General features: G+C 70.5%; 20 protein-coding genes and 1 pseudogene. 4 read left to right on the top strand and 17 right to left on the bottom strand.

Annotation, left to right across the window (positions count from 1 at the left end; translation table 11 throughout):
- Positions 1-25: 25 nt before the first annotated feature.
- From ACWD5D_RS02410 to ACWD5D_RS02360, 11 genes are read right to left on the bottom strand one after another with little or no spacing between them, the layout of a single operon-like run.
- On the bottom strand, positions 26-1,075 hold the full coding sequence (locus ACWD5D_RS02410; protein WP_451370892.1) for a Rieske 2Fe-2S domain-containing protein: 1,050 nt from the start codon (positions 1,073-1,075) through the stop codon (positions 26-28).
- Positions 1,076-1,077: 2 nt separating this feature from the next.
- Positions 1,078-1,305, bottom strand: a complete 228-nt coding sequence (locus ACWD5D_RS02405; RefSeq protein ID WP_451370891.1) for a recombinase-like helix-turn-helix domain-containing protein — start codon at positions 1,303-1,305, stop codon at positions 1,078-1,080.
- Positions 1,306-1,363: 58 nt separating this feature from the next.
- On the bottom strand, positions 1,364-2,299 hold the full coding sequence (locus ACWD5D_RS02400; RefSeq protein WP_451370890.1) for a PDR/VanB family oxidoreductase: 936 nt from the start codon (positions 2,297-2,299) through the stop codon (positions 1,364-1,366).
- A 13-nt stretch (positions 2,300-2,312) separates the two neighbouring features.
- Positions 2,313-3,938: a thiamine pyrophosphate-binding protein gene (locus ACWD5D_RS02395; protein ID WP_451370889.1), complete on the bottom strand. Its 1,626-nt coding sequence runs from the start codon at positions 3,936-3,938 to the stop codon at positions 2,313-2,315.
- 12 nt (positions 3,939-3,950) lie between these two features.
- A complete protein-coding gene (locus ACWD5D_RS02390) occupies positions 3,951-4,733 on the bottom strand; it encodes an SDR family oxidoreductase (RefSeq protein WP_451370888.1) in 783 nt (260 codons plus the stop codon).
- A gap of 19 nt (positions 4,734-4,752) precedes the next feature.
- Positions 4,753-5,490 carry an SDR family oxidoreductase gene (locus tag ACWD5D_RS02385; protein ID WP_451371021.1) on the bottom strand — a complete coding sequence of 246 codons (738 nt, stop codon included), beginning with the start codon at positions 5,488-5,490 and terminating at the stop codon, positions 4,753-4,755.
- A gap of 19 nt (positions 5,491-5,509) precedes the next feature.
- Positions 5,510-6,031 (bottom strand): cupin domain-containing protein, encoded by a 522-nt coding sequence (locus ACWD5D_RS02380; RefSeq protein WP_451370887.1) that lies wholly within the window; start codon positions 6,029-6,031, stop codon positions 5,510-5,512.
- 9 nt (positions 6,032-6,040) lie between these two features.
- Complete coding sequence (locus ACWD5D_RS02375; protein WP_451371020.1) at positions 6,041-6,832, bottom strand: alpha/beta fold hydrolase; 792 nt, start codon at positions 6,830-6,832, stop codon at positions 6,041-6,043.
- A gap of 8 nt (positions 6,833-6,840) precedes the next feature.
- On the bottom strand, positions 6,841-7,644 hold the full coding sequence (locus tag ACWD5D_RS02370) for an aspartate dehydrogenase domain-containing protein (RefSeq protein WP_451370886.1): 804 nt from the start codon (positions 7,642-7,644) through the stop codon (positions 6,841-6,843).
- Positions 7,641-8,609: a VOC family protein gene (locus tag ACWD5D_RS02365; protein WP_451370885.1), complete on the bottom strand. Its 969-nt coding sequence runs from the start codon at positions 8,607-8,609 to the stop codon at positions 7,641-7,643. The genes ACWD5D_RS02370 and ACWD5D_RS02365 overlap by 4 nt, the downstream gene beginning before the upstream one ends.
- 37 nt (positions 8,610-8,646) lie before the next feature.
- Entirely contained in the window at positions 8,647-10,131 is a 1,485-nt protein-coding gene (locus tag ACWD5D_RS02360) for an aldehyde dehydrogenase family protein (protein WP_451370884.1), read from the bottom strand.
- Between the two features lie 182 nt (positions 10,132-10,313).
- On the opposite strand from ACWD5D_RS02360, the gene ACWD5D_RS02355 reads away from it, so the two are divergent.
- From ACWD5D_RS02355 to ACWD5D_RS02345, 3 genes are all read left to right on the top strand, one after another.
- Positions 10,314-11,690: an MFS transporter gene (locus ACWD5D_RS02355; protein ID WP_451370883.1), complete on the top strand. Its 1,377-nt coding sequence runs from the start codon at positions 10,314-10,316 to the stop codon at positions 11,688-11,690.
- A 282-nt stretch (positions 11,691-11,972) separates the two neighbouring features.
- Positions 11,973-12,638, top strand: coding sequence for a hypothetical protein (locus tag ACWD5D_RS02350; RefSeq protein WP_451370882.1), 666 nt, complete (start codon positions 11,973-11,975; stop codon positions 12,636-12,638).
- A gap of 251 nt (positions 12,639-12,889) precedes the next feature.
- Entirely contained in the window at positions 12,890-13,492 is a 603-nt protein-coding gene (locus tag ACWD5D_RS02345; protein WP_451370881.1) for a hypothetical protein, read from the top strand.
- An 18-nt stretch (positions 13,493-13,510) separates the two neighbouring features.
- On the opposite strand, the gene ACWD5D_RS02340 is transcribed toward ACWD5D_RS02345, so the two are convergent.
- The 4 genes from ACWD5D_RS02340 to ACWD5D_RS02325 all read right to left on the bottom strand — a co-directional run bounded on the left by ACWD5D_RS02340 (position 13,511) and on the right by ACWD5D_RS02325 (position 17,757).
- Positions 13,511-14,056 (bottom strand): RAMP superfamily CRISPR-associated protein, encoded by a 546-nt coding sequence (locus tag ACWD5D_RS02340; RefSeq protein WP_451371019.1) that lies wholly within the window; start codon positions 14,054-14,056, stop codon positions 13,511-13,513.
- Positions 14,057-14,424: 368 nt separating this feature from the next.
- Positions 14,425-15,477: a cytochrome P450 family protein gene (locus ACWD5D_RS02335; protein ID WP_451370880.1), complete on the bottom strand. Its 1,053-nt coding sequence runs from the start codon at positions 15,475-15,477 to the stop codon at positions 14,425-14,427.
- 888 nt (positions 15,478-16,365) lie between these two features.
- Positions 16,366-16,845, bottom strand: a complete 480-nt coding sequence (locus ACWD5D_RS02330) for a hypothetical protein (RefSeq protein WP_451370879.1) — start codon at positions 16,843-16,845, stop codon at positions 16,366-16,368.
- Positions 16,846-16,971: 126 nt separating this feature from the next.
- Positions 16,972-17,757 (bottom strand): hypothetical protein, encoded by a 786-nt coding sequence (locus tag ACWD5D_RS02325; RefSeq protein WP_451370878.1) that lies wholly within the window; start codon positions 17,755-17,757, stop codon positions 16,972-16,974.
- 417 nt (positions 17,758-18,174) lie between these two features.
- Between ACWD5D_RS02325 and ACWD5D_RS02320 the strand changes: the two genes are divergently transcribed.
- Positions 18,175-20,703: an FG-GAP-like repeat-containing protein gene (locus ACWD5D_RS02320; RefSeq protein ID WP_451370877.1), complete on the top strand. Its 2,529-nt coding sequence runs from the start codon at positions 18,175-18,177 to the stop codon at positions 20,701-20,703.
- A gap of 539 nt (positions 20,704-21,242) precedes the next feature.
- Here the strand turns inward: ACWD5D_RS02320 and ACWD5D_RS02315 are convergent.
- Positions 21,243-22,790: an NCS1 family nucleobase:cation symporter-1 gene (locus ACWD5D_RS02315; RefSeq protein WP_451370876.1), complete on the bottom strand. Its 1,548-nt coding sequence runs from the start codon at positions 22,788-22,790 to the stop codon at positions 21,243-21,245.
- Positions 22,791-23,065: 275 nt separating this feature from the next.
- A pseudogene (locus ACWD5D_RS02310) lies at positions 23,066-23,278 on the bottom strand (nitrate reductase); the annotation flags it as partial.
- Positions 23,279-23,376: the final 98 nt, after the last annotated feature.

Below are 23,376 nucleotides of genomic sequence, written 5' to 3'. Positions count from 1 at the left end.
CCCCCTCCGAGCCCCCCGGTCCGGGTCACCCGGCCAGGCCGCCGGCCGCCTCCTGTGCCGCCGGCCGTGCCGACGCCTGCGCCTCGGCCTGCGCCCGGTACAGGCGCCGCAGCCGGACCACGCCCAGGTCGTGCTGGTAGAGGTTCTCCTGCTGGTCGGCGTCGGCGGGCAGGGCCTCCAGCATGACCCGGTCCTGCTCCAGCACCTCCCAGTGCCGCTCCTCGATGAGCGTCTTGTACAGGAAGCGCCAGGTGTCGCGCTGCCAGCCCTGCACGCGGCGGTAGCGCCAGAAGAAGACGCCGGTGCGCTCGGCGTCCACCGGGCAGGCCATGCCGACGATACCGAAGGCGCCGCCGGGGCCGGCGGAGGCCGGGTACGGGATGGACAGGTCCACCCAGTCGATCCCGGTGCGGCACAGCTCGACCCAGTCGAAGTTCACGCCCCGCTGGTCGGTCTTCTCGAAGAAGTAGCCCCGCGCGGTCTCGCGGATGCGGAAGCGGGCGGAGGTGTCCCCGTCGTACATGGTGTGGGACTCGTGGTGCAGGAAGGCGCCGTGCATGGGGTCGAGGAGGTTCTCCATGGCGAACCGCCACGGCACGTCCCACTCGGCGTAGCACAGGATGGGCTCGACGTCGGGGTCGTCGAGCGGGTCGGGGAGGGCCAGTTCGACCGGTTCCGGGTGCTGTTCGTCGCCGAAGTAGGCGAGGATCGCGCCGGCGACCTCGCGCACGGGCAGGGAGGCGACGAGCTTCTTGCCCTCCAGGTTGCAGCCGGGCAGGCCGGGCACGGAGGACACGGTGCCGTCGGAGCGGACCTCGACGCCGTGGTACCAGCAGGCGACCCGGTCCCCCAGGTGCTTGCCCAGGGACAGCGGGGCGCCGCGGTGCGGGCAGCGGTCCGCGAGCATCGACAGGGTGCCGTCGGAGCGGCGGAACAGCAGCCACTGCTCGCCGAGCGCGGTCACCCTGCGCATCGCGCCGGGTGCGACGAAGGAGGAGGGGACGACGGGGTGCCACTGGTTGCGCAGGCCGGTGGCGTGGACGTGGTCGGCGGTGACGTTGCTGGACAGGGTCATGGTCAGGCTCCCAGGCGGTGCATCTCGGCGCGGAAGGACTCCTCGGTCCAGGGGGCGCCGTCGGGCGCGTGGACCTGACGTGCGTTCAGCCCGTGGACCACGTCGGTGAGTTCGTGGCCGTCCTTGGTGAAGACCTCTTCGAGGGTGGCGGCCAGCCGGTACTCGTAGGGGGTGGGTTCGTGGCGGCGGGACTGGTGGGCGTCCAGGTAGGGCCAGGGCGGGGTGGTCATCGGGGTCTCCAGCGGTCGGGGCTCAGGTCATGGGGTCGAGGGGGTGCGGGTCCCCGGGTCACAGATCGAGGACGAGGCGGCCGGAGGCGCAGCGCGAGACGCAGATCATCATGGTCGCGTTCGCGGTGTGCTCGGCCTCGCTGAGCAGGAAGTCGCGGTGGTCGGGGGTGCCGGCGAGCACCCTGGTCTCGCAGGAGCCGCAGATGCCGTCGCGGCAGGAGCTGTCGACGCTGATACCTGCGTCCTCCACGGCCTTCAGGATCGAGGTGTCGGGGCCGACGGTGAGGGTGCGGCCCGAGGTACGGCACTCGACCTCGAACGCCTCGTCGTCCCCGGTGCGTTCGACGACGGGCGCGGCGAACCGTTCGACGCGCAGCCGGTCGGCGGGGCACTTCCGCTCGACGGCCGCGAGCAGCGGTTCGGGTCCGCAGCAGTAGACGAGCGTCCCTTCGGGCAGGTCCGCGAGCGCGGCGTCCAGGTCGATGTGGCCGTGCTCGTCCTGCGGTACGACGGTCACCTCGCCGCCGAGAGCCGCGAGTTCGTCGGTGAAGGCCATCGAGGCACGGCTGCGGCCGCCGTAGACCATGCGCCAGCCGGCGCCGCGCCGGGCGGCCTCGCGGGCCATGGCGAGCAGCGGGGTGATGCCGATGCCGCCGGCCACGAAGACGTACCCGGGTGCGTCCTCCAGGGCGAAGTGGTTGCGGGGTTCGGAGACCGTGACGGTCTGGCCGGGGCGCAACTGGGTGTGCACGTGGCGCGAACCGCCGCGTGAGGCGGGCTCGTTGAGCACGCCGATCCGGTAGGTGCCCGTCACCTGGGGGTCGCCGCACAGGCTGTACTGGCGGATCCGGCCGCCCACCTCGACGTCGATGTGGGCGCCGGGGGTCCACGCGGGCAGGGGCTTGCCCTCGGGGTGGGTCAGCTCGACGGACAGGACGCCGTCGGCCTCCCAGGTCATGCGGCGCACGGTCAGCTGCTGTGACGTCTGGCTCATCTCGGCTCGCTCCTCACTGACCCGGGATCGTCACGGGCGGGGTGAACGGGTTCTTCATGGGGCCCAGCGCCGTCAGGTCGACCTCGACGAGCACCGGCCCGTTTGCGGCGACGGCCTGCTCCAGCACCGGTGTGGCGTGCTCCTCGGCGGCGATGCGCAGGTAGGGCAGTCCGCAGGCGCCGGCCAGCCGCTCGAAGTCGGGTGTGGCGAGGTCGACGCCGGCTCGGCGCTCGCGGTAGGTGTCCTGCATGTTGCGCAGGACGCCGTAGCCGCCGTCGTTGAAGACGATGAGGGTGAGGCGGGGCCGTTCCTGGGCGAGGGTGAGGAGTTCGCCGAGGTGGACGGCGAGGCCGCCGTCGCCGGCGATGACGACGGTGGGCGTCTCGGGCCGGGCGAGTGCGGCTCCGATACCCATGCCGAGGCCCTGTCCGATGCCGCCGCCGCGCGGGAAGACGTTGTCGCGCGGGTCGTAGATCTCCAGGAGCCGGTTGCCCCAGCTGCTGGAGGGGATGGTGACGTCACGGGCCACGACGGCCTCGCGGGGCAGGGCGGCGCGGATCGCGTCGCAGATCGCGGCCTGGGGGCCGATGTTCTCGTGCAGGGTGGCCCGCACCTGGTCGCGGACCTCGGTGACCCGGCCGGTCCAGGACGGTTCGGCCGGGACCGCGTGCGGCAGCAGCGCGGCGAGGACGTCGGCCGCGTCGCCGTGCAGCGGGTGCCGTGCCGGGTACACGCGGCCGAGGGCGGCGGCGTCGAGGTCGATCTGGATGTGGGCCGCGGGGAGTTCGAGCGTGTAGTCGGCGGTCTCGTTCGAGCGGAAGTGGGTGCCGACGGTCAGCAGCACGTCGGCGTCGGCGAGGAGTGCGCGGACGGCCGGATTGGCGGCGAAGTTGCCGACGACCTGAGGGTGGTCCTCGGGTACGGCGCCACGCCCGGAGTTGGAGGTGATCAGTCCGGCGCCGGTCGCGGCGAGCAGGTCGGCGAGTTCGCCGCGGGCCCGGGTGGCGCCGCCGCCCGCCCAGACGAGGGGCCGGCGGGCCGCAGCCAACAGGGCCGCCGCGGAGGCCAGTTCGCCCTGCGCGGGAGCCGGTACGGCAGCCGCGGCGATCTCGGTGACGGTGTCGGTCTGGGCCGCGTACTGCAGGTCGATCGGCCACTCGACGCTCGCGGGGCCACCGGGGGCGGTGAGCGCCGCGTGCGCCGCCTCGCGCAGGACGCGGCCCGCGTCGTCGGCCGATGTCACGGTGGCGGCGTGCTTGGAGACCGCGGTCAGCATGCCCAGCTGGTCCTTGGTCTCGTGGATGAAGCCGCGCCCGCTGCCGAGGAACCCGCTCTCCACCTGCCCGGTGACGTGCAGCACGGAGGTGCCCGCGCTGAGCGCCTCGATCAGCGAGCCGGCGGCGTTGCCCGCGCCGGTTCCGGTGGAGGTGAGGGCGCAGCCGATGCCGCCGCGGGCGCGGCCGTAGGCGTCGGCGGCGTTCACGGCGGACGCCTCGTGCCGCACGGGCACGAACCGCAGCTCGCGGTCGACGGCCTCGACGAGCGGCAGGTTGTGCACGCTGACGATGCCGAAGACGGTGTCGATGCCCAGGTCCCGCAGGACGGCGACGAGGAGATCGCCTCCGTTGTCGTAACGCATGGTGAGGTCTCCTCAGAGGATGGAGCGGCCGACGCCGCCGCAGACGTCGATGGCGGTGCCGGTGATGTACGAGGCTCGGGGGGACAGCAGCGCGACGATCGCGTACGCGACCTCCTCGGCCCGGCCGAGCCTGCCGAGCGCGACCCCCCGGTCGGCGGCGAGGTGCGCCTGCCACTCCTCGTAGCTCTGGTCCGTGTCCGCGGCGGCGTGGCGGCGGGTCCACTGGCCGGTGTCGATCAGGCCCAGGCACACGGAGTTGACCCGGATGCCGTCGGCGGCGAGTTCGAGCGAGAGGGACTTGGAGAGGTTGAGGATGCCCGCGCGGGCGGCGCTCGTCGTGATGAGGCGGGGCTCGGGCTGCTTGGCGAGGACGGCGTTGACGTTGACGACGCTCGCCGCGGGCGACGCCTTCAGGTGCGGGCGGGCCGCGTGCAGCGGGTTGAGGACGCCGTGGAACTTCAGCTCCAGCTCGTCGCGCCAGTCCTCGGCGGTGGACTCGTCCAGGCCCTTCATCCGGGACTGGCCGGCGTTGTTGACGAGTCCGTCGACGCCGCCGAAGCGGCCCGCGGCCTGTTCGACGAAGTCGCGTACGGCGTCGGCGTCCCGTACGTCGCACACGGCGGTCAGCAGCCGGCCGGCGTCGAGGCCGGCCGTCGCGCGGGCGAGGCGGTCGGCGTCGCGTCCGCAGGTGGCGACGTTCGCGCCCTCGTCGAGAAGGGCGCGGACCGTGGCCAGGCCGACGCCCGAGCTGCCGCCGGTGACCACGATGGTGCGGTCGGCGAGGCCCAGATCCATGGCGGGTGACTCCTGTCGCTCAGTGCATGGTGAAGCCGCCGTTGACGGCGATCACCTGTCCGGTCAGATAGCGGGACTCCTCGCCGAGCAGGAAGGCGACCGCTCCGGTGAGGTCGTCGGCCTGCTGGGGGCGGGAGATGGCGCGGTTCGCGCGGTAGAGGTCGTGCCGCTCGGCGGGCACGGTCTCGGTGGCCTCGACCTCGGTCAGCCCGGGGGCGACCGCGTTGACGGTGATGCCCTTGTCGCCGAGTTCCCGGGCCATCGCCCGGGTGAGGGCGATCACGGCGCCCTTGGAGGCGATGTAGTGGGCGAGGCGCGGGGACCCGTACAGGGCGGCGTCGGAGGCGAGGTTGACGATGCGGCCCGGTCCGCCGTGGGCGAGGAGCTGCGGCAGCAGGGTCTTGGACACCAGCCAGGGGCCCCGGGCGTTGACCGTCATCAGCCGGTCCCACGTCTCGACGTCGATGTCCTGGAACTCCTTGCCGCCCACGCCGTTGGCGAGCGCCGCGTTGTTCACCAGGCCGTACAGAGGACCCAACTGCGCGGTGAACAGCGCCAGTTGCTCCACCGAGGCGGGGTCTGCGACGTCGCAGCGCGTGAAGTGGGCGTCGATGCCGTCCGCGCGCAGCTCCTCCTCGGCGGCGCGGCCCCGCTCCTCGGCCAGTTCGGCCAGGACGACGCGGAAGCCGTCCCGGCCGGCCCGGCGGGCCATGGCCAGTCCCAGGCCACGGCCCGCCCCGGTGACGACGACCGTCATGGCATCGCGCGGGAGGCGCTCAGTCACGGGTGACGCCGTGCATCGGCGAGTGCTCGGGGTAGGTGGGCACCTGCGGCTTCTGCGTACCGATGACGACGCAGAACAGCGCGTCCGTGTCGCCCTCGTTCTTCAGCGAACGGGCCACGCCCGCCGGGACGACGATCATGTCGCGGTAGCCGAGGGTGCGGTACTCCGCCTCGCCCTCGCCGCGGTGGATGCCGACCCGCACCTCGCCCTCCAGGACGAAGAAGGCCTCCTCGACGTCGTGGTGGGTGTGCTCGGGACCCTCGGCGCCCGGCGGGAGCAGCATGTTGGAGAAGGTGAACCCGCCGGACGGGAGGATCCGGTTGTCGCCCTCGTGGTTGCCGGTGGCGCCGGAGCCGACGTAGCGGATCTGCGCGCGGCGGTACTGGTCGCCGGCCTTCGCCTGGAAGGCGAGGGTGTTCCAGTCGGGCTCGCGGGAGTCCTTCGTCGCGATGAGCGAGTCGGTGTACGCGGCGAGGTCGCCGCCGTTGTCGTACGCGGTGGTGGTCAGAGGCACGGTGAACTCCTAGGCGGGGATACGGGCGGTGATGCGGAGGTGGGAGAGCACCCAGGCGTCGAAGCGCTCGGGCTGCTCCTGGTTGGCCAGGTGACCGGCGTCCTTGACGATCACGTAGGCGGTCTTGTGGATGGCGCCGGCGATGGCCTGGGAGGCGTCGACGCCGGTGACACGGTCCTGGTCGCCGCACAGGACGAGCGTCGGGGCGGTGATCCGGGGCAGTTCGGCGCGCAGGTCGGCGGCGGCCATCGACTCGGCGGCGTACGCGTAGCCCGGCAGCCGGACGGCGTCCGCCATGGTGTCGGTGACGCGTCGCACGAGGTCGGCGGGGGCCTTCTCGGACAGCAGGCGGGGTGCGCGCCGCTCGGCGAACACCCTGGGGCCGGCCTCGGCCAGCTCGCCGGCCCGCGCCCGCATGGCGGCCGCCTTCGCAGGGTCCGTGCCCGAACCCGGGCTGGAGTCCGCGACAATGAGGGAGGCGACCAGCTCCGGGTGACGGACGGCGAGCCGCAGCGCGATGACCCCGCCCCAGGAGACGCCGAGGACGTGGGCACTTCCACCGCGGGCGCGGATCAGCGCGGCGGCCGTGTCGGCGTAGTCGTCCAGGGTCAACGGGCGGTCGGGGTCCGGGGACTTGGCGTACCCGGGGGCGTCCCAGGCGACAACGCGTGCGTACCGTCCCAGCTCGGCGAGCTGCGGTGCGAAGGCGGCCGAGGAGGAGCCGATGCCGTGCAGGCACAGCAGCAACGGGCCCTGGTCGCCGGCCTCTTCGACGTGCAGGGCGCAGGCGAGGGCCGTCACCGAGGCCGTCACAGGATCTGTCCCGTCCGTCCGGCCAGCGCGGCGAGGCTGCGCAGTACGGCGTACGGCACGACCTGGCTGGTGGCCGGGTTGCCCGGGTCGGGCAGGTGGGCGACCTCGAAGCGGTACGCGCCGTGCGCCCCGGCGGCCTCGACGACGTGCCGGGTGTGGTGCGCGCCGGGGTCGGCGACGACCTGGACCCGCACAGCGTCCAGGTCGCCGACGGCCAGCGCGACCGAGGCGGCCACGTTCGTCGACTTGGGGAACTTCACCGGGATGTCGCGCGCGGTGCCCGACATCACCTCGACCGGGCCGGTCGCGGTCCGCAGCCGGGTGAGCAACTCGTCGTCCATCCAGGGCTGTTCGAGGGTCGAGGGCAGCTTGGTGGTGGTGAGCCGCACGTCGTGCAGCGGGCCGAGGGAGCGTACGGCCTGGAGGAGGTCGAGGCCGCCGACCGCGCCGCCGGTGAAGTACACCCGGCCCGGCCCCGCCGCGAGCAGCCGCTTGGCCAGCTCCTCGTCGGTCATCGCCCCGGTGGAGGCGATCAGCAGGTCGGTGCCTGATTCGAGGACGCGCTCGCCCCACTCGCGGACGACGCCCTGGCCGGCCGCCTCGACGATCAGGTCGCAGCGCCGGAGGGCCTCCTCGAAGGCGATCTGAGGAGCGGGCGCGCTGTCGCCCAGGGGGCGGTTGTCGACGATGCACTCCAACACCGCGCCGGGGATGGACTGTTCGGCGAGGGCGGAGCCGACGACGCGTCCGATGGCACCCCAGCCGACGACACCGACCTTGCGGATCTGGTTCCTGCTCATGCGGGGGTCTCCTCGGCGAGGGCGGGGGCGGAGGGGGAGGGTGAGGGTGAGGGTGAGGCGGCGAGCGGGCCGGGGTCGGGGGTGCCGGCCATGTGGCAGCGGATCTCCGAGGAGGGCGGGCCCGCCGTGCCCCACAGGTCGGACAGTTCGGGGGTGCGTCGCCACACCTTGGCGATCCAGCGGTCCTCGACCACCTGCGCGACCTCGGAGGTGTACTCGCAGACCAGGCCGGTCGGGTCGGTGAAGTAGGAGAAGGTGTTGTCGCCGGGGCCGTGCCGGCCGGGTCCCCACTGGGGGGTGATGCCGTGGTGGCGCAGCCGGCCCAGTCCCCGCATGAAGTGGTCGACGGAACGCATCTCGTAGGCCACGTGGTTGAGCGAGGCCCAGTCGGCCTGGTTGAAGGCGATGCAGTGGTGGTCGGCGTTGCAGCGCAGGAAGGCCATCTGGTGCTCGGACCAGTCGGAGACGCGCAGGCCGAGGACGTCTCGGTAGAAGGCGACGGACGCGTCGATGTCGGTGGTGTTGAGGACGGCGTGGGTGACGCCGACCGGCACGGACTCGTCCCCACCGCGGGGTCGCACCGCCCAGGTCTCGGCGGACAGCTCGATCAGGCGGCCCTCGGGGTCGGTGAAGCGCAGGCCGTAGCCGCCGCCGACCTGGTCGAGGGGGCCGGGTCCGGCCACCGGGGTGATGCCCCGGGCGAGCAGCCGGCGGGCGGCCTCGTCCACCTCGGCGGGCGTGGCGAGCGCGAAGGAGATCCGGCCGAGGCCGACGCGGTGCGAGCGGGTCAGCTGCAGCGCGTGGTGCTCCTCGCCGGTGCCGCGCAGCCAGACGGCGTCGGGCTCGGACTCGACGACCCCGAGCCCCCAAGCCTCGGCGTAGAAGTCCGCGGCGTCGCCGAGTTCGGGTGTGAGCAGCTCGACCGAGCGCAGGGCGCGCAGCCGGGCGATGGGCGGGTGGGACATGACGGTCTCCAGACGTACGAACACGAAGGGTGGGGGCTCATCCGGCCCAGGGCAGCGGCGTCTCGGACGTCCCCCAGTACAGGGACTTCTGCCGCTGGTAGGCACGGATGGCGTCGCGGCCCTTCTCGGTGCCGAGGCCGCTGTCCTTCATCCCGCTGAACGGGGTGGAGATGCTGAACTGCTTGTACGTGTTGATCCAGACGGTGCCGGCCTCGATACGGCGCGCCAGGCGCCAGGCGGCGCGGTGGTCCCGGGTCCAGATTCCGCAGGCCAGGCCGTAGACCGAGTCGTTGGCCTGGCGGACCAGGTCGTCCTCGTCGTCGTAGGGCAGGGCGATCAGCACGGGGCCGAAGATCTCCTCCTGGCACACCCGGGCGGTGTTGGGGAGGCCGTCGATCACCGTCGGCAGGTAGTACGCGCCGTCCTGGTACGCCTCGCCCTCGGGTACGGCGCCGCCGCACAGGACGCGGCCGCCCTCCTCGCGGGCGAGGTCGACGTAGGCCGCGACGGCGTCGCGGTGCCGGTGGTGGACGAGGGGGCCGACCTGCGTGCCCGGGGCGGTGCCGGGGCCGACGCGCAGCTTCCGTACCCGCTCGACGAGTTCGCCTACGAACTCGTCGTAGATCTCACGGGCGACGAACAGCCGCGACCCGGCGATGCAGGACTGCCCGCTGGAGGAGAAGATCCCGAACATCACGCCGGCCAGGGCCTGCGGGATGTCCGCGTCCGCCCGGACGACGGTGGGTGACTTGCCGCCCAGTTCGAGCGAGGCGGGTACCAGTTTGGCGGCGGCGACGGCGGCGATGGCCCGGCCGGTGTCCGTGCCGCCGGTGAAGCCGATGCGGCCGACCAGCGGGTGGGTGGCGATGGCGTCGCCGACGGTGCGGCCGCTGCCCGGGAGCACCGACAGCAGCGCGGTGGGCAGGCCGGACTCCTCCAGTGCGCGGGTGATCAGCCGGCCGAGCGCGAGGGAGACCAGCGGGGTCCAGGCGGCGGGCTTGAGGAGAACGGCGTTGCCGGCGGCGAGCGCGGGGGCGATCTTCTGGGCGTCGCTGGCGACCGGGGAGTTCCAGGGGTTGATGGCCGCGACGACGCCGATCGGCTCGTACACGCTCATCGTGACGTAGTCGCCGCGCGAGGGGGTGATCGCCTCCTCGGCCGTTTCCAGGGCGGCCGCGGTGTAACGGAAGGTCGCGGCGGCGCTGAGCGCGAGGGCCTTGGTCTCGGTGAGGGTCTTGCCGGTGTCGGCGGTCTGCACGGCGGACAGTTCGTCCGCGGCGCCCTCCACCAGTTCGGCGATGCGGTGCAGCAGCCGGGCGCGCTGGTGGGGCAGGAGGCCGCGCCAGGCCGGGTCGGCGGCGGCGCGCGCGCCGGCCCGGGCCGCCTCGTCCACCTCCGCGACCGAGGCCGCCCGGAGTGTGGCGAGGACCTCGCCGGTGGCCGGGTCGACGGTCTGAAGGGGGTCGCCGGCGCCGGGGCGCCACTGGCCCCCGATGAGGATGTCGGTGGCGAAACGAGGCACGGCGAACCTCCCGGACGGGTCGGTGGAGTTGGGGCTGACTCTCAGCGCTAGAAATCTAAGCGCTTAAGTATCTGGCTAGCAAGACCCGGATCAATGAAAAGTGTCTTTGCCCTTAACCATTGACCGCTTAGGTATCTGCTCCTACTGTCTCGGCAACCTCTCTGTTCGCGGAAGGAACCTCCATGACGACTGTGGCCGGCGAAACCGCCGCGGGATCGGCGGAATCAGTAGCCGCACGCCTCGAACGACTGCCGCACTCCCGCTGGCACGTCAAGGTCCGCTGTCTCATCGGCACCGTGACGTTCTTCGAGGCGTTCGACCAGCTGCTGGCCGCCTCCGCGCTCCCTGTCCTGATACGGGACTGGCACCTCACGACGGGACAGGCCACCTTCGCCGTGACCGCCGGCTCCGTCGGCATGCTCCTGGGCGCCCTGGGCGCCGGATCCCTGGGCGACCGGATCGGCCGGGTGCGCACCGTCGCACTCGGGGTCGCCGTCACCGCGCTGGCCAGCCTGGCCGTCGCCTTCGCGAACGGCATCGAGCTGTTCTCGCTCTTCCGGTTCGTCCAGGGCCTGGGCATCGGAGGCGTCGTCCCCGTCGCCGCCACCTACATCAACGAGATCGCGCGCTCGGACCGCCGCGGCCGTTTCGTGCTCCTCTACGAGATGATCTTCCCGGCCGGTCTGGCCGCCGCGACCCTGGTCGCCGTGTGGGTGGTGCCCCACTTCGGCTGGCGGGCGATGTTCGTGATCGGCGCCCTGCCCGTACTGATCGCCGCCGCCCTCCCCAAGCAGGTCGAGGAGTCCCCGCGCTGGCTGCTGGCACGCGGGCGGACGGAGGAGGCCGAGCGGGTCCTGGCCCGGATCGAGGAGCAGGTGACCCGGACCACCGGCGCCCCGCTGCCGAAGCCGGCCGTCGCCACCGGGACCGTGGAGACCGCCCGGGGCCGTCTGCGGGAACTGTTCACCGGCCGCTACCTGCGCCGCACCGCCGTCCTGTCGGCCCTCTGGTTCGTCGCCTACTACGTCAACCACGGCATCTCCACCTGGCTGCCGTCCCTGTACACCAAGTACTTCGGCCTGGACCTGACCACCGCGCTGGTCTATACGCTGCTCAGCAACGTCACCGGCCTGCTCGGCACGTTCGTCGTGGCGCTCGTGATCGACCGGGTGGGCCGGCGCCCGTCGCTGGTCGCCGCACTCGGCGGCACCGCGCTGACCCTGGCCGCGCTCGCCGTCAGCGGGGTCGTCTCCGGCGTCCAGGTCGCGGTGTTCGCATCCTGCACCACCTTCTTCGTGTACGCGATCAACGCCGGGCTCTACCTGTACTCCCCCGAGCTGTACCCGACGCGCAACCGCGCCCGGGGCGCGGCCTTCGGCGGGGTCTGGAACCGGTTGGGCGTCATCCTCGGCCCCGTCACCGTCGGCGCGATCCTGGGCGCGGGCGGCAGCCTGACCCTCGTCTTCGCCCAGCTCGCCTGCGTGGCCGCGGTGGGCGCGGTCATCGCACTGTTCGCGGTGGAGACGAAGGGCCGGACACTGGAGGAGCTGAACGCCTGAGCACCTGAACACCCGTCACCACCGGCGCCGTCCCCCTTCCGGGACGGCGCCTTCGGCCTTTCACCCGCAGGTCACGGCCCGGCCGGAAGCCGGCCGACCGGGCCGGAAGGCAATTGACGTACACCAGGACATACCCGACGCCGGTCGTGGGTCTGTGTCACCGCGTGGGCACGCAGCGAGTTTTCACTTCCGCCCCGCACGGAGTCGTGTGAGACTGTCGTCCCCGTCCACGATGCGGACCCCTTTTGTTTTCCGCACCCCCTCCCCCACGAGAAGTGCGCCGTGCGTTCTCTTCCTCTGCCGCTCGCCCTCACCGCACGTCTGACCCCGGTGGCCGTGCTCGCCTGCGCCGGCTGGGCACTGTCCTCGGGCCCGGACACGCCGGCCGCCGCCGCGCACCGGCCGGACGGGCAGACCGCCACGACGTCGGCCACCGCGCCCGCCTCCGCCGGCACGACGAAGTCGTTCTCCTCCTCGCCCGCACCCTGCACCGGTGTGCCCACCGCGACGGTCAAGTCCCTGGTGCCCGGGGCGAAGACGAAGGGCAAGGAGATCCCCTCGACGGACACCAAACTGCGCCGCACCTGCTCCTGGAACGCCCTCGACGGCTACGACTACCGCTGGCTGGACGTCTCCTTCGAGCTGACCGGGTCGGACGACGACGCGACCAAGGCGTACCAGCAGCGCGTCGCCGGCAAGAGCGGCGGCGGCACCGTTCCGGGGCTCGGGGACGCCGGCTACTCCGTCGTGAACCTCACCACCGACGACAAGCAGGAGACCCGGGAGGGCGTGGTGATGGCCCGCGTCTCCAACGCCCTGGTGATCGTCACCTACAGCGGCAGCAACTTCGACACGAAGAAGGCCCCGAGCACGGACGAGATCAACAAGGGTGCGATCAAGGCCGCCAAGGGTGCGGTGGCCGCGCTGCAGGGCAGCGCGGCCGGCTGACCGGGACGCATCGACCGCCCGCAATGCCGAGGCCCCCGGCGGCACACGGCCGCCGGGGTCCGACACCCGGACTCGGCGCCTGACTCTCCCTCAACCCGCCTGCGCCGCCTCACCCTTGCGGCCGGTCAGCAGCATCAGCAGCAGGTAGAGCACCAGCATAGTGGCAACAGTCCCATACCGAGCTCGATCGACATGACTGCCGTCACCTCAGCCGGAGTGCCGATCGTCAGTGCGAACATTCCGAATACTCCGTGAGCTGGCGGGTGGCCGTGCCTGACATGGGAGCAAGAGCAGCGCAGCAATGGGTGGATCGCCTGCAGGAGGCGACAGACTGGCGGGGGCCCCGACGAGAGTGCGACTGGACGGCGATCGAGTCCGAGCTGGGCACGCAGTTGCCGACCGGCTGGAAGGAGATTTGCGTCCGCTTCGGTCCGGGGTCCTTTTCCTATTACATCTTCGCTCTCCAAAATGGTGAGAATGTGGATTCGCTGGTGCGCTCTTGGCGCACCCTGCGGCGGGAGTCCGAAGAGAAGCCGGAATGGATGGCCAAGTATTTCAGCCCGTTCAGGTTGTATGACCCGGCTGAGGGAAAAGGCCTGATCATGTGGGGCAGGTCTGAAACGGAAGGCCGGTTCTACTGGCTGGCCGACCGTTCCGCCGACCCCGCCACCTGGCCCCTGGTTGTGCGACTGATGTGGGGCGAGGAGTGGCACCGCATCGACATGTCCGTCCCCGAGTTCATCTGTCGCGCGATCACCGACCCTGAATTCCAGCCGTTCACGGTCGCCGACCCCAGGAACCCGCCGGCCTTCTATCCCCTGGAGGGCACCTCGCCGGATCCAGGCCCGGAGTGACATTCCGGCCACCTGGGCTCACGGGCACTGCGCGGATCGACTACACCGCTTTTCAGGTGAGCTCGATGTCGACCCGGTCATGGCTCGGTTGGCCGGAAACGGCCACCCCGGGCCGTAGTCGGACCGACCCCGTGAGGGGTGTGAGGCTCCACCGCGAAGTCGGTGGAGCCTCACATCCGTTACGGGATCAGGGGGCCCGGGCTTGAGGAACGTCGTCGCTTGCCGCAGCCGAGGCTTGTCGCGCAACGCCGTGACGACGCTACGGGGGTAGTGCAGGCTGTCGACGAACAAGGCCGCCGGGCGGGGGCGACCCGTTCCTGCCTCTTCGACGACGCCGCGTCGCTCCAGGCCCCGTTGGCTGCCGAAAAGGTACTCCAGCCACGCGTGCCAGGGGCCGCGTTCACCTTCGCCGAGGGCGCACACGGCGCTCTCGCACCCGTCGCGCCACACACCGGCCAGCGCCTTCCCGGGGATGAACGGGAGCCCGTCATCGTCGAGTTGGACGCTGCGATCGACCATGCTGTGGCGTCCCGCGCCGGTGCCGATGTGCCAGTCCCCAAACATGGTGAGAGTCAGGTCGAGCCTTCCGGTATGCATGGACCTCCCGCCGGTGCAGCTTGGGGCCCGCATGCTGCTTGGCAAACCACCGTCGGCCCCGGGCACTTGGAGTTCCCAGAGGGACGGCCTCATGGCGCCAGGGCGGGGGTGTTCGGCAACCACGGTGTACGTGTCGGTTACCGACTCCACCAGTTCGTGGAGTGCGCCGGACATTCTCGTCACCTCGGTGCGCCCTTCCGTTCGCCGAGCCACCCGGCACGGATCCGTACAGCATGCGACTGGGTGGATTCTCTGGGTCACCGCGCGTGCATGAGTAGCCTGCCAAGAGGCACTGACAACGGCCGCTGAACCGGGCGTTTTCCATTCGGCTCGCCTCAGCCGGGTCGGCGCATGGGCTGCAGCCGCACGGGCACCATGCGGTGCCCGTTGACGAGGAGGCTCGCCACCGGCTCAAGTTCCTCGGGCGGCACTGCGAGGGCCATGTCCGGGAAGCTGTTGAAGAGGGCGGGAAGCGCGGACCGCGCTTCAGCGCGGGCGAGGGGAGCGCCGAGGCAGAAGTGCGCGCCGTGTCCGAAGGAGAGGTGCTGCTTGTCCTCCCGCATGACGTCGAATGCTCCGTCGGTGGCGCCGTGCAGGTTCGGATGCCGGCCGGTGGCGCCGTACGACGCGAGGATCGCCTCGCCCCGGCGGATCACGACCCCGTCCGGGAGGGAGATGTCCTCGACGGCGTACCGAAGCGGCAGGTGGCTGATGGGTGCGGCGCATCGGAGGGACTCCTCGATCACGTCGTCCCACGACGCGCGCCCCTCGCGGACGTGAGCGAGCTGGTCGGGGCTGGTGAGCAGTGCTGTGACGGCTTGATCGAGCAGGTTGACGGTCGTCTCGTAGCCGGCGCTGATGACCAGGAGCAGCGCGTCCAGGAGTTCCTGCTCCGTGAGAACGGAACCGTCGCCCTCGTCGTCGCGTACGTGGATGAGTGCCGACGTGATGTCCTCGCCGGGGGTGGCCCGCTTCGACGCGACCAGCTCGGTGAGGATGCCGTACAGGGCCATGGTGTTGGCGCGGGCCTCCTCGCTGCTGAGCGTGGTGTCGAAGACTCCGTCGACCACGGCTCGGAAGCGGGGCCACGCCTCCTCGGGCAGACCCATGAGATCGCCGATGACCTGGATCGGAAGGGGGAAGGCGAGGGCCTCGCGCAGTTCGACGACCTCGCCGGGCCGGGACCGGGCCATCTGCTGAACGAGGCGGTCCGTGATCTGTTCGATCCGCGGCACCGTCTCGACGGTACGTCGGGCGGTGAACGCCTTGCTGACGAGACGCCTCAGCCGCCGGTGGTTGTCTCCGTAGGCGGTGAACATGTTGTCCACGCCGACCCACGGCGCACAGAACACATTCACCCGGTCCCACGGCGGGAAGTCGGCTGGCACAGCCCGCCACTGCGGGACCGCATGGCGGGTGCAGCGGTCCGCCTCGCGTAGCCGTCGCAGACCGTTGTCGAGCTTGCGTACCCTTTCGTGGCCATCTGTTGCATGAACTGCCGCAGACGGCGGGGCGACCGGCCTACCTGGAGAACAACACTGCGTGTGTGTTCAAGGACCTTGACGAACGAGATCCGGTCGGGGTCCAGACCTTCGCCGTCTGCCAGCCGCATGATGATCCGGTTCAGACAGTGATGGAGGGTCAGGAGCCCAGATCTCCTGCCGCACCAGTTCCGGCGACACCGACCGCTGCACCGCGGTCCTTCCCCGCTGAAAGGTCTTCAGCTGTCGGTAGGCGGATTCGATCTCCCAGCGCTCGTGATGCAGGGCTGCCAGCTCCTCGGCGGGCCAGGCCCTCGGGGTCGAGCAGGTCGGTCAGCAGCCTGGTTGTCTCGCCGCCGTCGACCTGGTAGTCGATCACCCTCACTGTCACTCCGCCCGGATGGGAGCGTCGCTGCCCGGCGAGATTCATCCGGGTCAGACAGGTCCTGTCGGGCAAGACCTCCGTGGGCTTCGCGGCGACGAAGGTGCGGGCCCTGAACCACGCGGTCGACGATTCGTAGGCCGGCCGCGGAGAAGTCGAGGGGGAGCTGCGCCTTCGCGGTCGTGCGGGATGCGAACCTGGAGGCCTACCGGCTCATGTCGGCGGCCCGCAGCGTGCGGCTGACTCGGTCCACCGGTCCCACCCCTCGTGTATGAACCGGCCTGGTTCCCCCGGTCCCCTGGTTCCTCGGGAGGACCGCAGGTCTTCCACGTCCTCCCAACAGGCCCGCGGACCGGGCGCGGGATCGTCACGGGTCCGCGCTGTGATCACTGTCACAGCCTCGGGTGGGCCCGCTATCGGCCGAAGTCGGGGTCGGCGGACATGCGCCTGAAGTCACAGGGGAAGGAATAGGGATCCCCTCCGCTCGCCTCGACACTCCAATTCATCTGCAGCTTCCCCCGCTCCAGGGTGAACGGCATGAACTGATGGTCGTTCCGGTTGTCGAAACGAAGCACCATGTAGGGCGGCAGGCCGGGGTCCTTGTTGACCGCATGCCATTTCCCTTCGCCTGAGCGGCGCGTCACCTTCGCGCCCGGCTCGGGGCCGTCCCACGCGACCGGAAAGCCGTTGGCGGAAAAGGTGTAATCGTCACGCAGGCGAACGACCGGCGAGCCGCATTTCTGGCCACCGTCCCATCGGCCGACCAATTGGGAATGCTGTACGGCCTTCGGAAATACAGGGGCGGGTTTGCTCGGCCCGCAAGCGGTCGAGGCGACGATCGTCAGAGTGGCAGTCGCAAGGCCTGCGCCGATGCGAAATACGTCGAGCTTCACGACATCTACTTCCAGTCGTTCCGGGTGGCGGGGTTGTCCCCCAGGGATCCCCGGGGGACAGCTCCGCCGTTTTTCGAGGCGCGTCCCGACCGGTCGACCGGCGGGAACGAGCGCGTCAGCCTGCCGTCAGAAGAGGCTGCCCAGGAAACTTGCCACAGTGTCCAGGAGGCTACTCGAATCCTCCGACGACGAGGACGAGGACGAGGACTGCGACGGAGCCTTGGGATCATCGAGGTCGACCGTCTCCGTCCACGTGATGTTCTGCGTCTTCTTACTGAAACGCCCCGTGAGGCAATAGTCGTTGAGAGGTTGGGCGATGTGCTCGTCCCACCAGTCTCTGTACCCACCCATCCCCGGGGAGATATGCGTTCCAGAGTTCGTGGTGCTTTTGTTTTCCACATGGAACTGAATGGTCGCCGTCCCCGCCTCCTTGTCGACGGACTTCACCGTGTAGTCCATGTTGGAGGAACCGAGGAACGCCGCGGACAAGTTCGACGTGAAGTCCATGAAGAGGGTCTTCGCGTTCAGCGACTGATTCAGACCGTTGTTCTCCATGACCCCCGTTTCCTTGTTGTACTGCGTGAAGGCGTCGTTTCCGCCGAAGTCCCGATGCTTGGGGCCGGTGCCCGAGACCCATTCGAATCCCAGATCCACTCCGTTGGGATTACCGGGAGTTCCGAAGCATCCTGGGCACTTCTCCCGCAGGATCGGCTCTGCGGCGACCACGGGGCTGGCAAGCGTGTCGGCGACAGTCGTGACGGTGCCGACCCAAGCAGAGGCAAAGTTGTCGTCCCAGGGGCAGAAGGCGCCGTCTTCACACCAGTTGTGACCATCGATCTCGACGCCGCTGATCGGGTTGCCGCCGGTGAAGGCGTAACGGTTCCCCGTGAAGGGGTCCGATCCCAGCCGCATGTCGGCCAGGGCGCGGCCCTGCCACAGTGACCGTGCAACTCGGCGCCAAGGGCGGCCACGCCTCCTGCCGCGTCGACCTGCGTGTCAGAGAGGTCCAGATGCCCACGGCCTCGGGCCCGTACGGACGCGCCACCTGTACTGCGGGAATTCCGCCCAAACAACGCTGAGACCTTCGCGCCTGGACGCAATCGTCCCTTTCATGCCGACGGTTGCCTCCCAGTATGTGGCGTTAAAGCCCCGCATTCAGTCACGAATGCGTCCGATGCCCATCGTGAGCGGCGCCAGCAGGATGTGACAGATGTGGTGCCTGGTGCGCTGGAGTTGGTGCAGACCATGTACATCGAGATACCAGGACGGGAATTTGTGGCGAACAGCAGTAATACAGGATTGGGCAGACGTCGGCTGCCGCAGCGAAGAATGCGCAGGATCGTCCTGCCCTCCCTCGCCACGGCGCTGATCGGTTCCGGCGCGCTGGCCGCCCTGGCCATCGGCACCACTTCCTCGCCCGAGGACTCGCAGCGCGAGGTTCGTCCCGCCGCCGTCCGCACCCTGGCCCTGGAGGGTTCGTCCGCGACGGCGCGTGAGCGGCAGCAGACCACCACCGAGGATTTCTCGATGGTGGCCGTGAGCTGGCCGTCGGCCAAGGCCCGGCTCAGCGGCAAGGTGGAGATCCGCACGCATGCCGCCGGAAGCAGCACCTGGAGTGGCTGGCGCGGGCTGGAAATCGCCGACACGCCGCCCGACTTGGGGCGTGACGGCTCGGGCAAAGGCATGCGCGGCAGTACTGAGCCGCTGTGGGTGGGCCCGTCGGACGGTATCGAGGCCCGGGTGAGCGGCAAACGGTCCCTCCCCGCGTCGATGCGTCTGGACCTGGTCGACCCCGGGACGGGCGGGTCGCCCACCGCGGGCAGCGAGTTCGCCGCGTTCACCGCCGAGAGCGCAAGCCCGTCGCCGTCGCCGACCTCGGTGACCGGGCCGCGTTGCCTGGACGGCCGGTCGACTGCGCCCGCAACGCCGGCCACCGGGCCTGTCCCCAAGCCGGCGATCATCTCCCGCGCCGCCTGGGGCGCGGACGAGTCGATCGTGCAGTGCCCTACCGTCTACAGCCCGGCAGTCAAGGCCGTCGTGGTTCATCACGAGGCGGGCAGTAACAGCTACAGCTGTGCGCAGTCCGCAGCCATGGTCCGGTCCATCCAGGCCTTCCATGTCAAGACCCAGGGCTGGGGCGACATCGGGTACAACTTCGTCGTCGACAAGTGTGGGCAGATCTTCGAGGGCAGCAAGGGCGGTGTCGACAAGCCGGTCAAGGCCCGGCACACCCTCGGCTTCAACCCCGACACGGTCGGCGTCTCTTTGCTGGGCAACATGGAGACCGCGAAGCCCACTTCGGCCGCGCTCGCCGCGATCTCCCGTATCGCCGGGTGGAAGCTCGGCCTGTACGGCGCGGACCCGCTGTCGAAGACGACGCTGACCGCCGAGTTCGACAACGGCCGCTACACCGCGGGCCAGCAGGTCGAGACCGACCGGATCACCAGCCACCAGGACCTCATGGCGACCGCCTGCCCCGGTGCCAACCTGCACGACCGGCTCGCGAACCTGCGTGCACTGACCACCTCACCCACCGCCTCCGCCGTCCGCCCCACCGCGGACCTGGGCCGCGACGGCGTCAGCGACCTCGTCGCCGGCATGCCGAAGAACGCCAGCGGCAGCCTCACCGTCGTCCCCGGCTCACTGACGGGACCCTCTGCAGCCGCCAGGAAGACGCTGACCCAGGCCAGTTCGGGCGTCCCGGGTACGGCGGAGAGCGGCGACTCGTTCGGCGCCGCCACGGCAGTAGGCGACATCAACGGGGACGGCTACGCGGACCTCGCCATCGGAGCACCCGGCGAGGACGACACCTCCGGCAACGCCGACCGCGGCGCCGTCACCGTTCTCTACGGCCCCAGCCTCACCTCGGGCCTCTCGTACACCACGGTCGGCACCACCGCGGCGGGCGCCAAGCTCGGTTCCGCCGTCACCGTCGGCGACTTCAACGCCGACGGCAAAGCCGACGTCTTCTCCGCGGGCACCGGCAGCGGCGGCAGCTGGAACACCCGTCTGACCGGCTCCACCACGCAGTACGGCACCTTGACCACGGCCACCACCCAACTCGCCTACGAGGACGCCGCATCCGGCGACTTCAACCGCGACGGGTACGCGGACGTCGCCCTCACCTACCGTGACGCCGCCGGCATCGGCCGCCTGGTCTGGTTCAAGGGCGGCAGAGGTGGCCTCGCCAAGGCCGGGCTCCTGTCCATCAAGGGCGGCCGCTCCCTCGCCGCCGGTGACATCAACGGCGACGACATCGACGACATCGCCGTCGGCCAGCCCTACACCTCCGAGTCCGGCGCGCACGCGGGCGGCCAGGTCACCGCCGTCTACGGCACCGCCGGCACAGGTCTGACCTCCACCGGCGCGACGGTCGTCCACCAGGACACCTCCGGCGTGCCGGGCGCGGCCGAGTCCGGCGACGCCATGGGCACCGCCGTCTCGGTCGGCGACTACAACGCCGACGGTTACGCGGACGTCCTGACCGGCGCGCCGAACGAGGACATCACCCGCAACTCGGTGAACCAGTCCGACGCGGGCGCATCGATCCTCCTCAAGGGCAGCTCGACAGGACTCACCGGAACCGGCGCCCAGGCCATCTCGCAGGACACCACCGGCGTCCCTGGCTCCACCGAGACAGGCGACAACTTGGGCTCGTCCGTATCCCTCACGGATCTCTCCGGCTACGGCCGCGCCGACCTGACGATCGGCGCAGCGGGCGAAGACACGGGCAACGGCGCACTCCTGGGCGTCCCGAGCAACAGCACGGGCCTGGGCCTGTCCACGTCCACCTACTACGGATCGACCCAGCTCGGCACACCGGCCGGGGCTCACCTGGGAACAACCTTGACCCCATAAGCACCGCCTCTTGCGTCCGCGTGGCACGGCAACAACCGTGCTGCCGCGCAAGCATCGCAGCCAGGTCGGTGGGCGGTCCGGTCTCCAGCCGGACCGCCCACCCCAGCAACGCGAGTAGCGATCGCTACGTCGAGATGGGTCTCAGCCAGCATTTCTGTTTCCCAGAGTCGTAAGTTCGATGGCCCACCGATCGTCCGCGCGGGTCGGGCCCCATCGGGGCAAGCTGCCCGCTCTGGCCGTGCGGCAGCAGCGACGACGGCTGCGCGAGGTAGGCCGCGGGCGCGGTGGCCGGCGCAGTCGGCCGGCCGGGGATGAGCGGCACGGTGGGCACGCCCGGGTCGGCGTCTGGCAGGCCGAAGTTAGGGGCGGACGAGTCGGCCTCTACGCCGGGTACAGGCTTCCTATCCCGGTGTCACTGCAGCAAGGCCGCCTCCCCTGCCGCAGGAGATCACCCCGGGTCCTCGCCCTGCGGATGGCGTGAACGCCCCGCCTCGCGGCGAGGCGCCGGGAGGCGGGGGCGGCTGCGGGGTTTCGGGCTCTCAGCGCCTGGTGCGTTCGCCATGGTTGAGGAGGGTGTAGAGGAGGAGGGAGGAGGCGAGACCGACGGCCCAGCCGTAGTCGGCGAGGGGTTTGAGGAAGGGGATGAGGCCGTCGGTGGGGAAGGGGCCCTGTGCGGTGCCGTTGGCGTCGATAGTGGAGTAGGAGCCGCCGATGGCGAGGACGCCGCCGACGGCAAGGGCGAGGACAGCGCGCAGGTTCCAGCCACCCGTGTACCAGTAGCGGCCGGCAGGGCTGTACAGCTCGGCCAGGGCGAGTTCAGTGCGGCGGACGATCCAGTAGTCGGCGATCAGGATGCCCGCGACGGTGCCGAGCAGGCCGCCGACGACGCCCAGCCAGGTGAAGATGTAGACGTGCGGGTTGGCGATCAGCTTCCACGGCATGATGGCGATCCCGACCACGCCCGTGATCAGCGCGCCGGTACGGAAGTTGATGAAGCGCGGGACCAGGTTGGCGAGATCGTAGGCCGGGCTGACGACGTTGGCCGCGATGTTCACCGACAGGGTGGCGACCAAAACCACGAGCAGGGCGAAGAGCGTCCCCGCAACGCTGTCCATCTTCGCGGCGAGCGCGATCGGGTCCCAGATCGCGACGCCGTAGACCGCCTGCGAGCCCGAGGTGACCAGCACCGAGAGCAGTGCGAACAGCGTCATGGTGGTGGGCAGACCCAGGGCCTGACCACGCATCTGGGCGCGCTGGCTGCCGCCGAAACGGGTGAAGTCCGAAATGTTGAGCGAGAGCGTGGACCAGAACCCGATCATGCCCATCAGAGACGGGAAGAACACCTTCCAGAAACCGCTCCCCCATCCCAGCGCCGACGGCTGCGACAGCAGCGGACCGAACCCACCCGCCTTCACCGCGATCCACACCAGCAACGCCAGCGCGCCCACGATCACGAACGGCGCGGCCCAGTTCTCGAACCGTCGCAGGGTTTCCATGCCCCGCGCGATCACCGCGATCTCCAGGGCCCAGAACAGACCGAACGACAGCCACAGTGTCCACGGCTGCCCGGCGACCTGACCAACACTCTGCCAGCCGCTGCCGAAGAGCTTCCCGGCCAGCAGGAAGATCCCCTCGCCGCCGATCCAGGTCTGGATACCGAACCAGGCACACGCCACCGCAGCCCGAATCAGCGCCGGCAGATTCGCACCCCGCATCCCGAACGACGCCCGCGCGAACACCGGGAACGGAATCCCGTACTTCGTCCCCGCATGCCCTGTGAGCAGCATCGGCACCAGCACGATGAGGTTGGCCAGTGCGATGGTGAGGACCGCCTGCTTCCAGTCCATGCCGAGCGCGACGAGACCGGAGGCCAGGGTCCAGGACGGGATGTTATGAGCCATTCCCACCCAAAGGCTCAAATAGTTGTAAACACCCCATGTACGTCTCTCGACGGGCACCGGCGCCAGGTCGTCGTTGGCGAACCGGGCATCGTCCAGGACGACCCCCTCGGCGAGGGCCACGCGGCCATCGGGATAGGTCTGCTGGACCGTGGACGTCTCGGGTATTGACGGTGCACTGGAGGACATGAAGCCACCTCGGTTCGCGGAGTCTCGTGCGGGGTAAGCGACTTCCCCGAGAGTTCGACACTGGGCCCTCGGGGTCATACGACGGAGCGGGACGACAGTCAGCCCAGTCAGCCCCTGGTGCTGCTCGGGGAAAAGGGGCCAAGGCCACCGGCGTCGGCTCAGCCAGACGCGAAAGCAACAGCAACAGCAACAGCCCACGGCGACAGGCCGAACCCGGACGAACCGGACCCGGCATCTCCCGCCTGACGAGCACCCCCACGAACCCGCAGGTCAGCGCCCCGCGCCAATGTTCGTGTTTCTTCTTGCGCGACCCACAGCGCGGAGAAGTTGTACGTCGTCCAGGTGCGCCTCGACACGGGGACGGGGAGCAGGTCCTCGTTGGCGTAGGGGCCGCTGGGCTGCGGCGCACCGGGGGCGATCTCCACCCGGCCGTCGGCGAGGGTGACTTGAGCGGTCGGCGGTATGGCCGTGGGAGCCGTGTCGGTCATGAGCAGGCCAATCGATGAGGGGTGGGTCGGGAGGCCGTGCGGGCACCAGCCCCTCCCCGGGACGGCGGGGAGGGGTGACCAGGGGGTGGGAGGAGGCG

Source organism: Streptomyces sp. NPDC002520, assembly GCF_053595235.1.
This window is presented reverse-complemented; position numbering and strand designations above follow the sequence as displayed.

Bases quoted from the DNA above. Each gene is read 5' to 3' on its own strand.
- ACWD5D_RS02410 (WP_451370892.1), bottom strand. From the start codon at position 1,075: ATGACCCTGTCCAGCAACGTCACCGCCGACCACGTCCACGCCACCGGC.
- ACWD5D_RS02405 (WP_451370891.1), bottom strand. From the start codon at position 1,305: ATGACCACCCCGCCCTGGCCCTACCTGGACGCCCACCAGTCCCGCCGC.
- ACWD5D_RS02400 (WP_451370890.1), bottom strand. From the start codon at position 2,299: ATGAGCCAGACGTCACAGCAGCTGACCGTGCGCCGCATGACCTGGGAG.
- ACWD5D_RS02395 (WP_451370889.1), bottom strand. From the start codon at position 3,938: ATGCGTTACGACAACGGAGGCGATCTCCTCGTCGCCGTCCTGCGGGAC.
- ACWD5D_RS02390 (WP_451370888.1), bottom strand. From the start codon at position 4,733: ATGGATCTGGGCCTCGCCGACCGCACCATCGTGGTCACCGGCGGCAGC.
- ACWD5D_RS02385 (WP_451371021.1), bottom strand. From the start codon at position 5,490: ATGACGGTCGTCGTCACCGGGGCGGGCCGTGGCCTGGGACTGGCCATG.
- ACWD5D_RS02370 (WP_451370886.1), bottom strand. From the start codon at position 7,644: ATGAGCAGGAACCAGATCCGCAAGGTCGGTGTCGTCGGCTGGGGTGCC.
- ACWD5D_RS02365 (WP_451370885.1), bottom strand. From the start codon at position 8,609: ATGTCCCACCCGCCCATCGCCCGGCTGCGCGCCCTGCGCTCGGTCGAG.
- ACWD5D_RS02355 (WP_451370883.1), top strand. From the start codon at position 10,314: ATGACGACTGTGGCCGGCGAAACCGCCGCGGGATCGGCGGAATCAGTA.
- ACWD5D_RS02340 (WP_451371019.1), bottom strand. From the start codon at position 14,056: ATGTTTGGGGACTGGCACATCGGCACCGGCGCGGGACGCCACAGCATG.
- ACWD5D_RS02325 (WP_451370878.1), bottom strand. From the start codon at position 17,757: ATGCGGCTGGGATCGGACCCCTTCACGGGGAACCGTTACGCCTTCACC.
- ACWD5D_RS02320 (WP_451370877.1), top strand. From the start codon at position 18,175: ATGCGCAGGATCGTCCTGCCCTCCCTCGCCACGGCGCTGATCGGTTCC.
- ACWD5D_RS02315 (WP_451370876.1), bottom strand. From the start codon at position 22,790: ATGTCCTCCAGTGCACCGTCAATACCCGAGACGTCCACGGTCCAGCAG.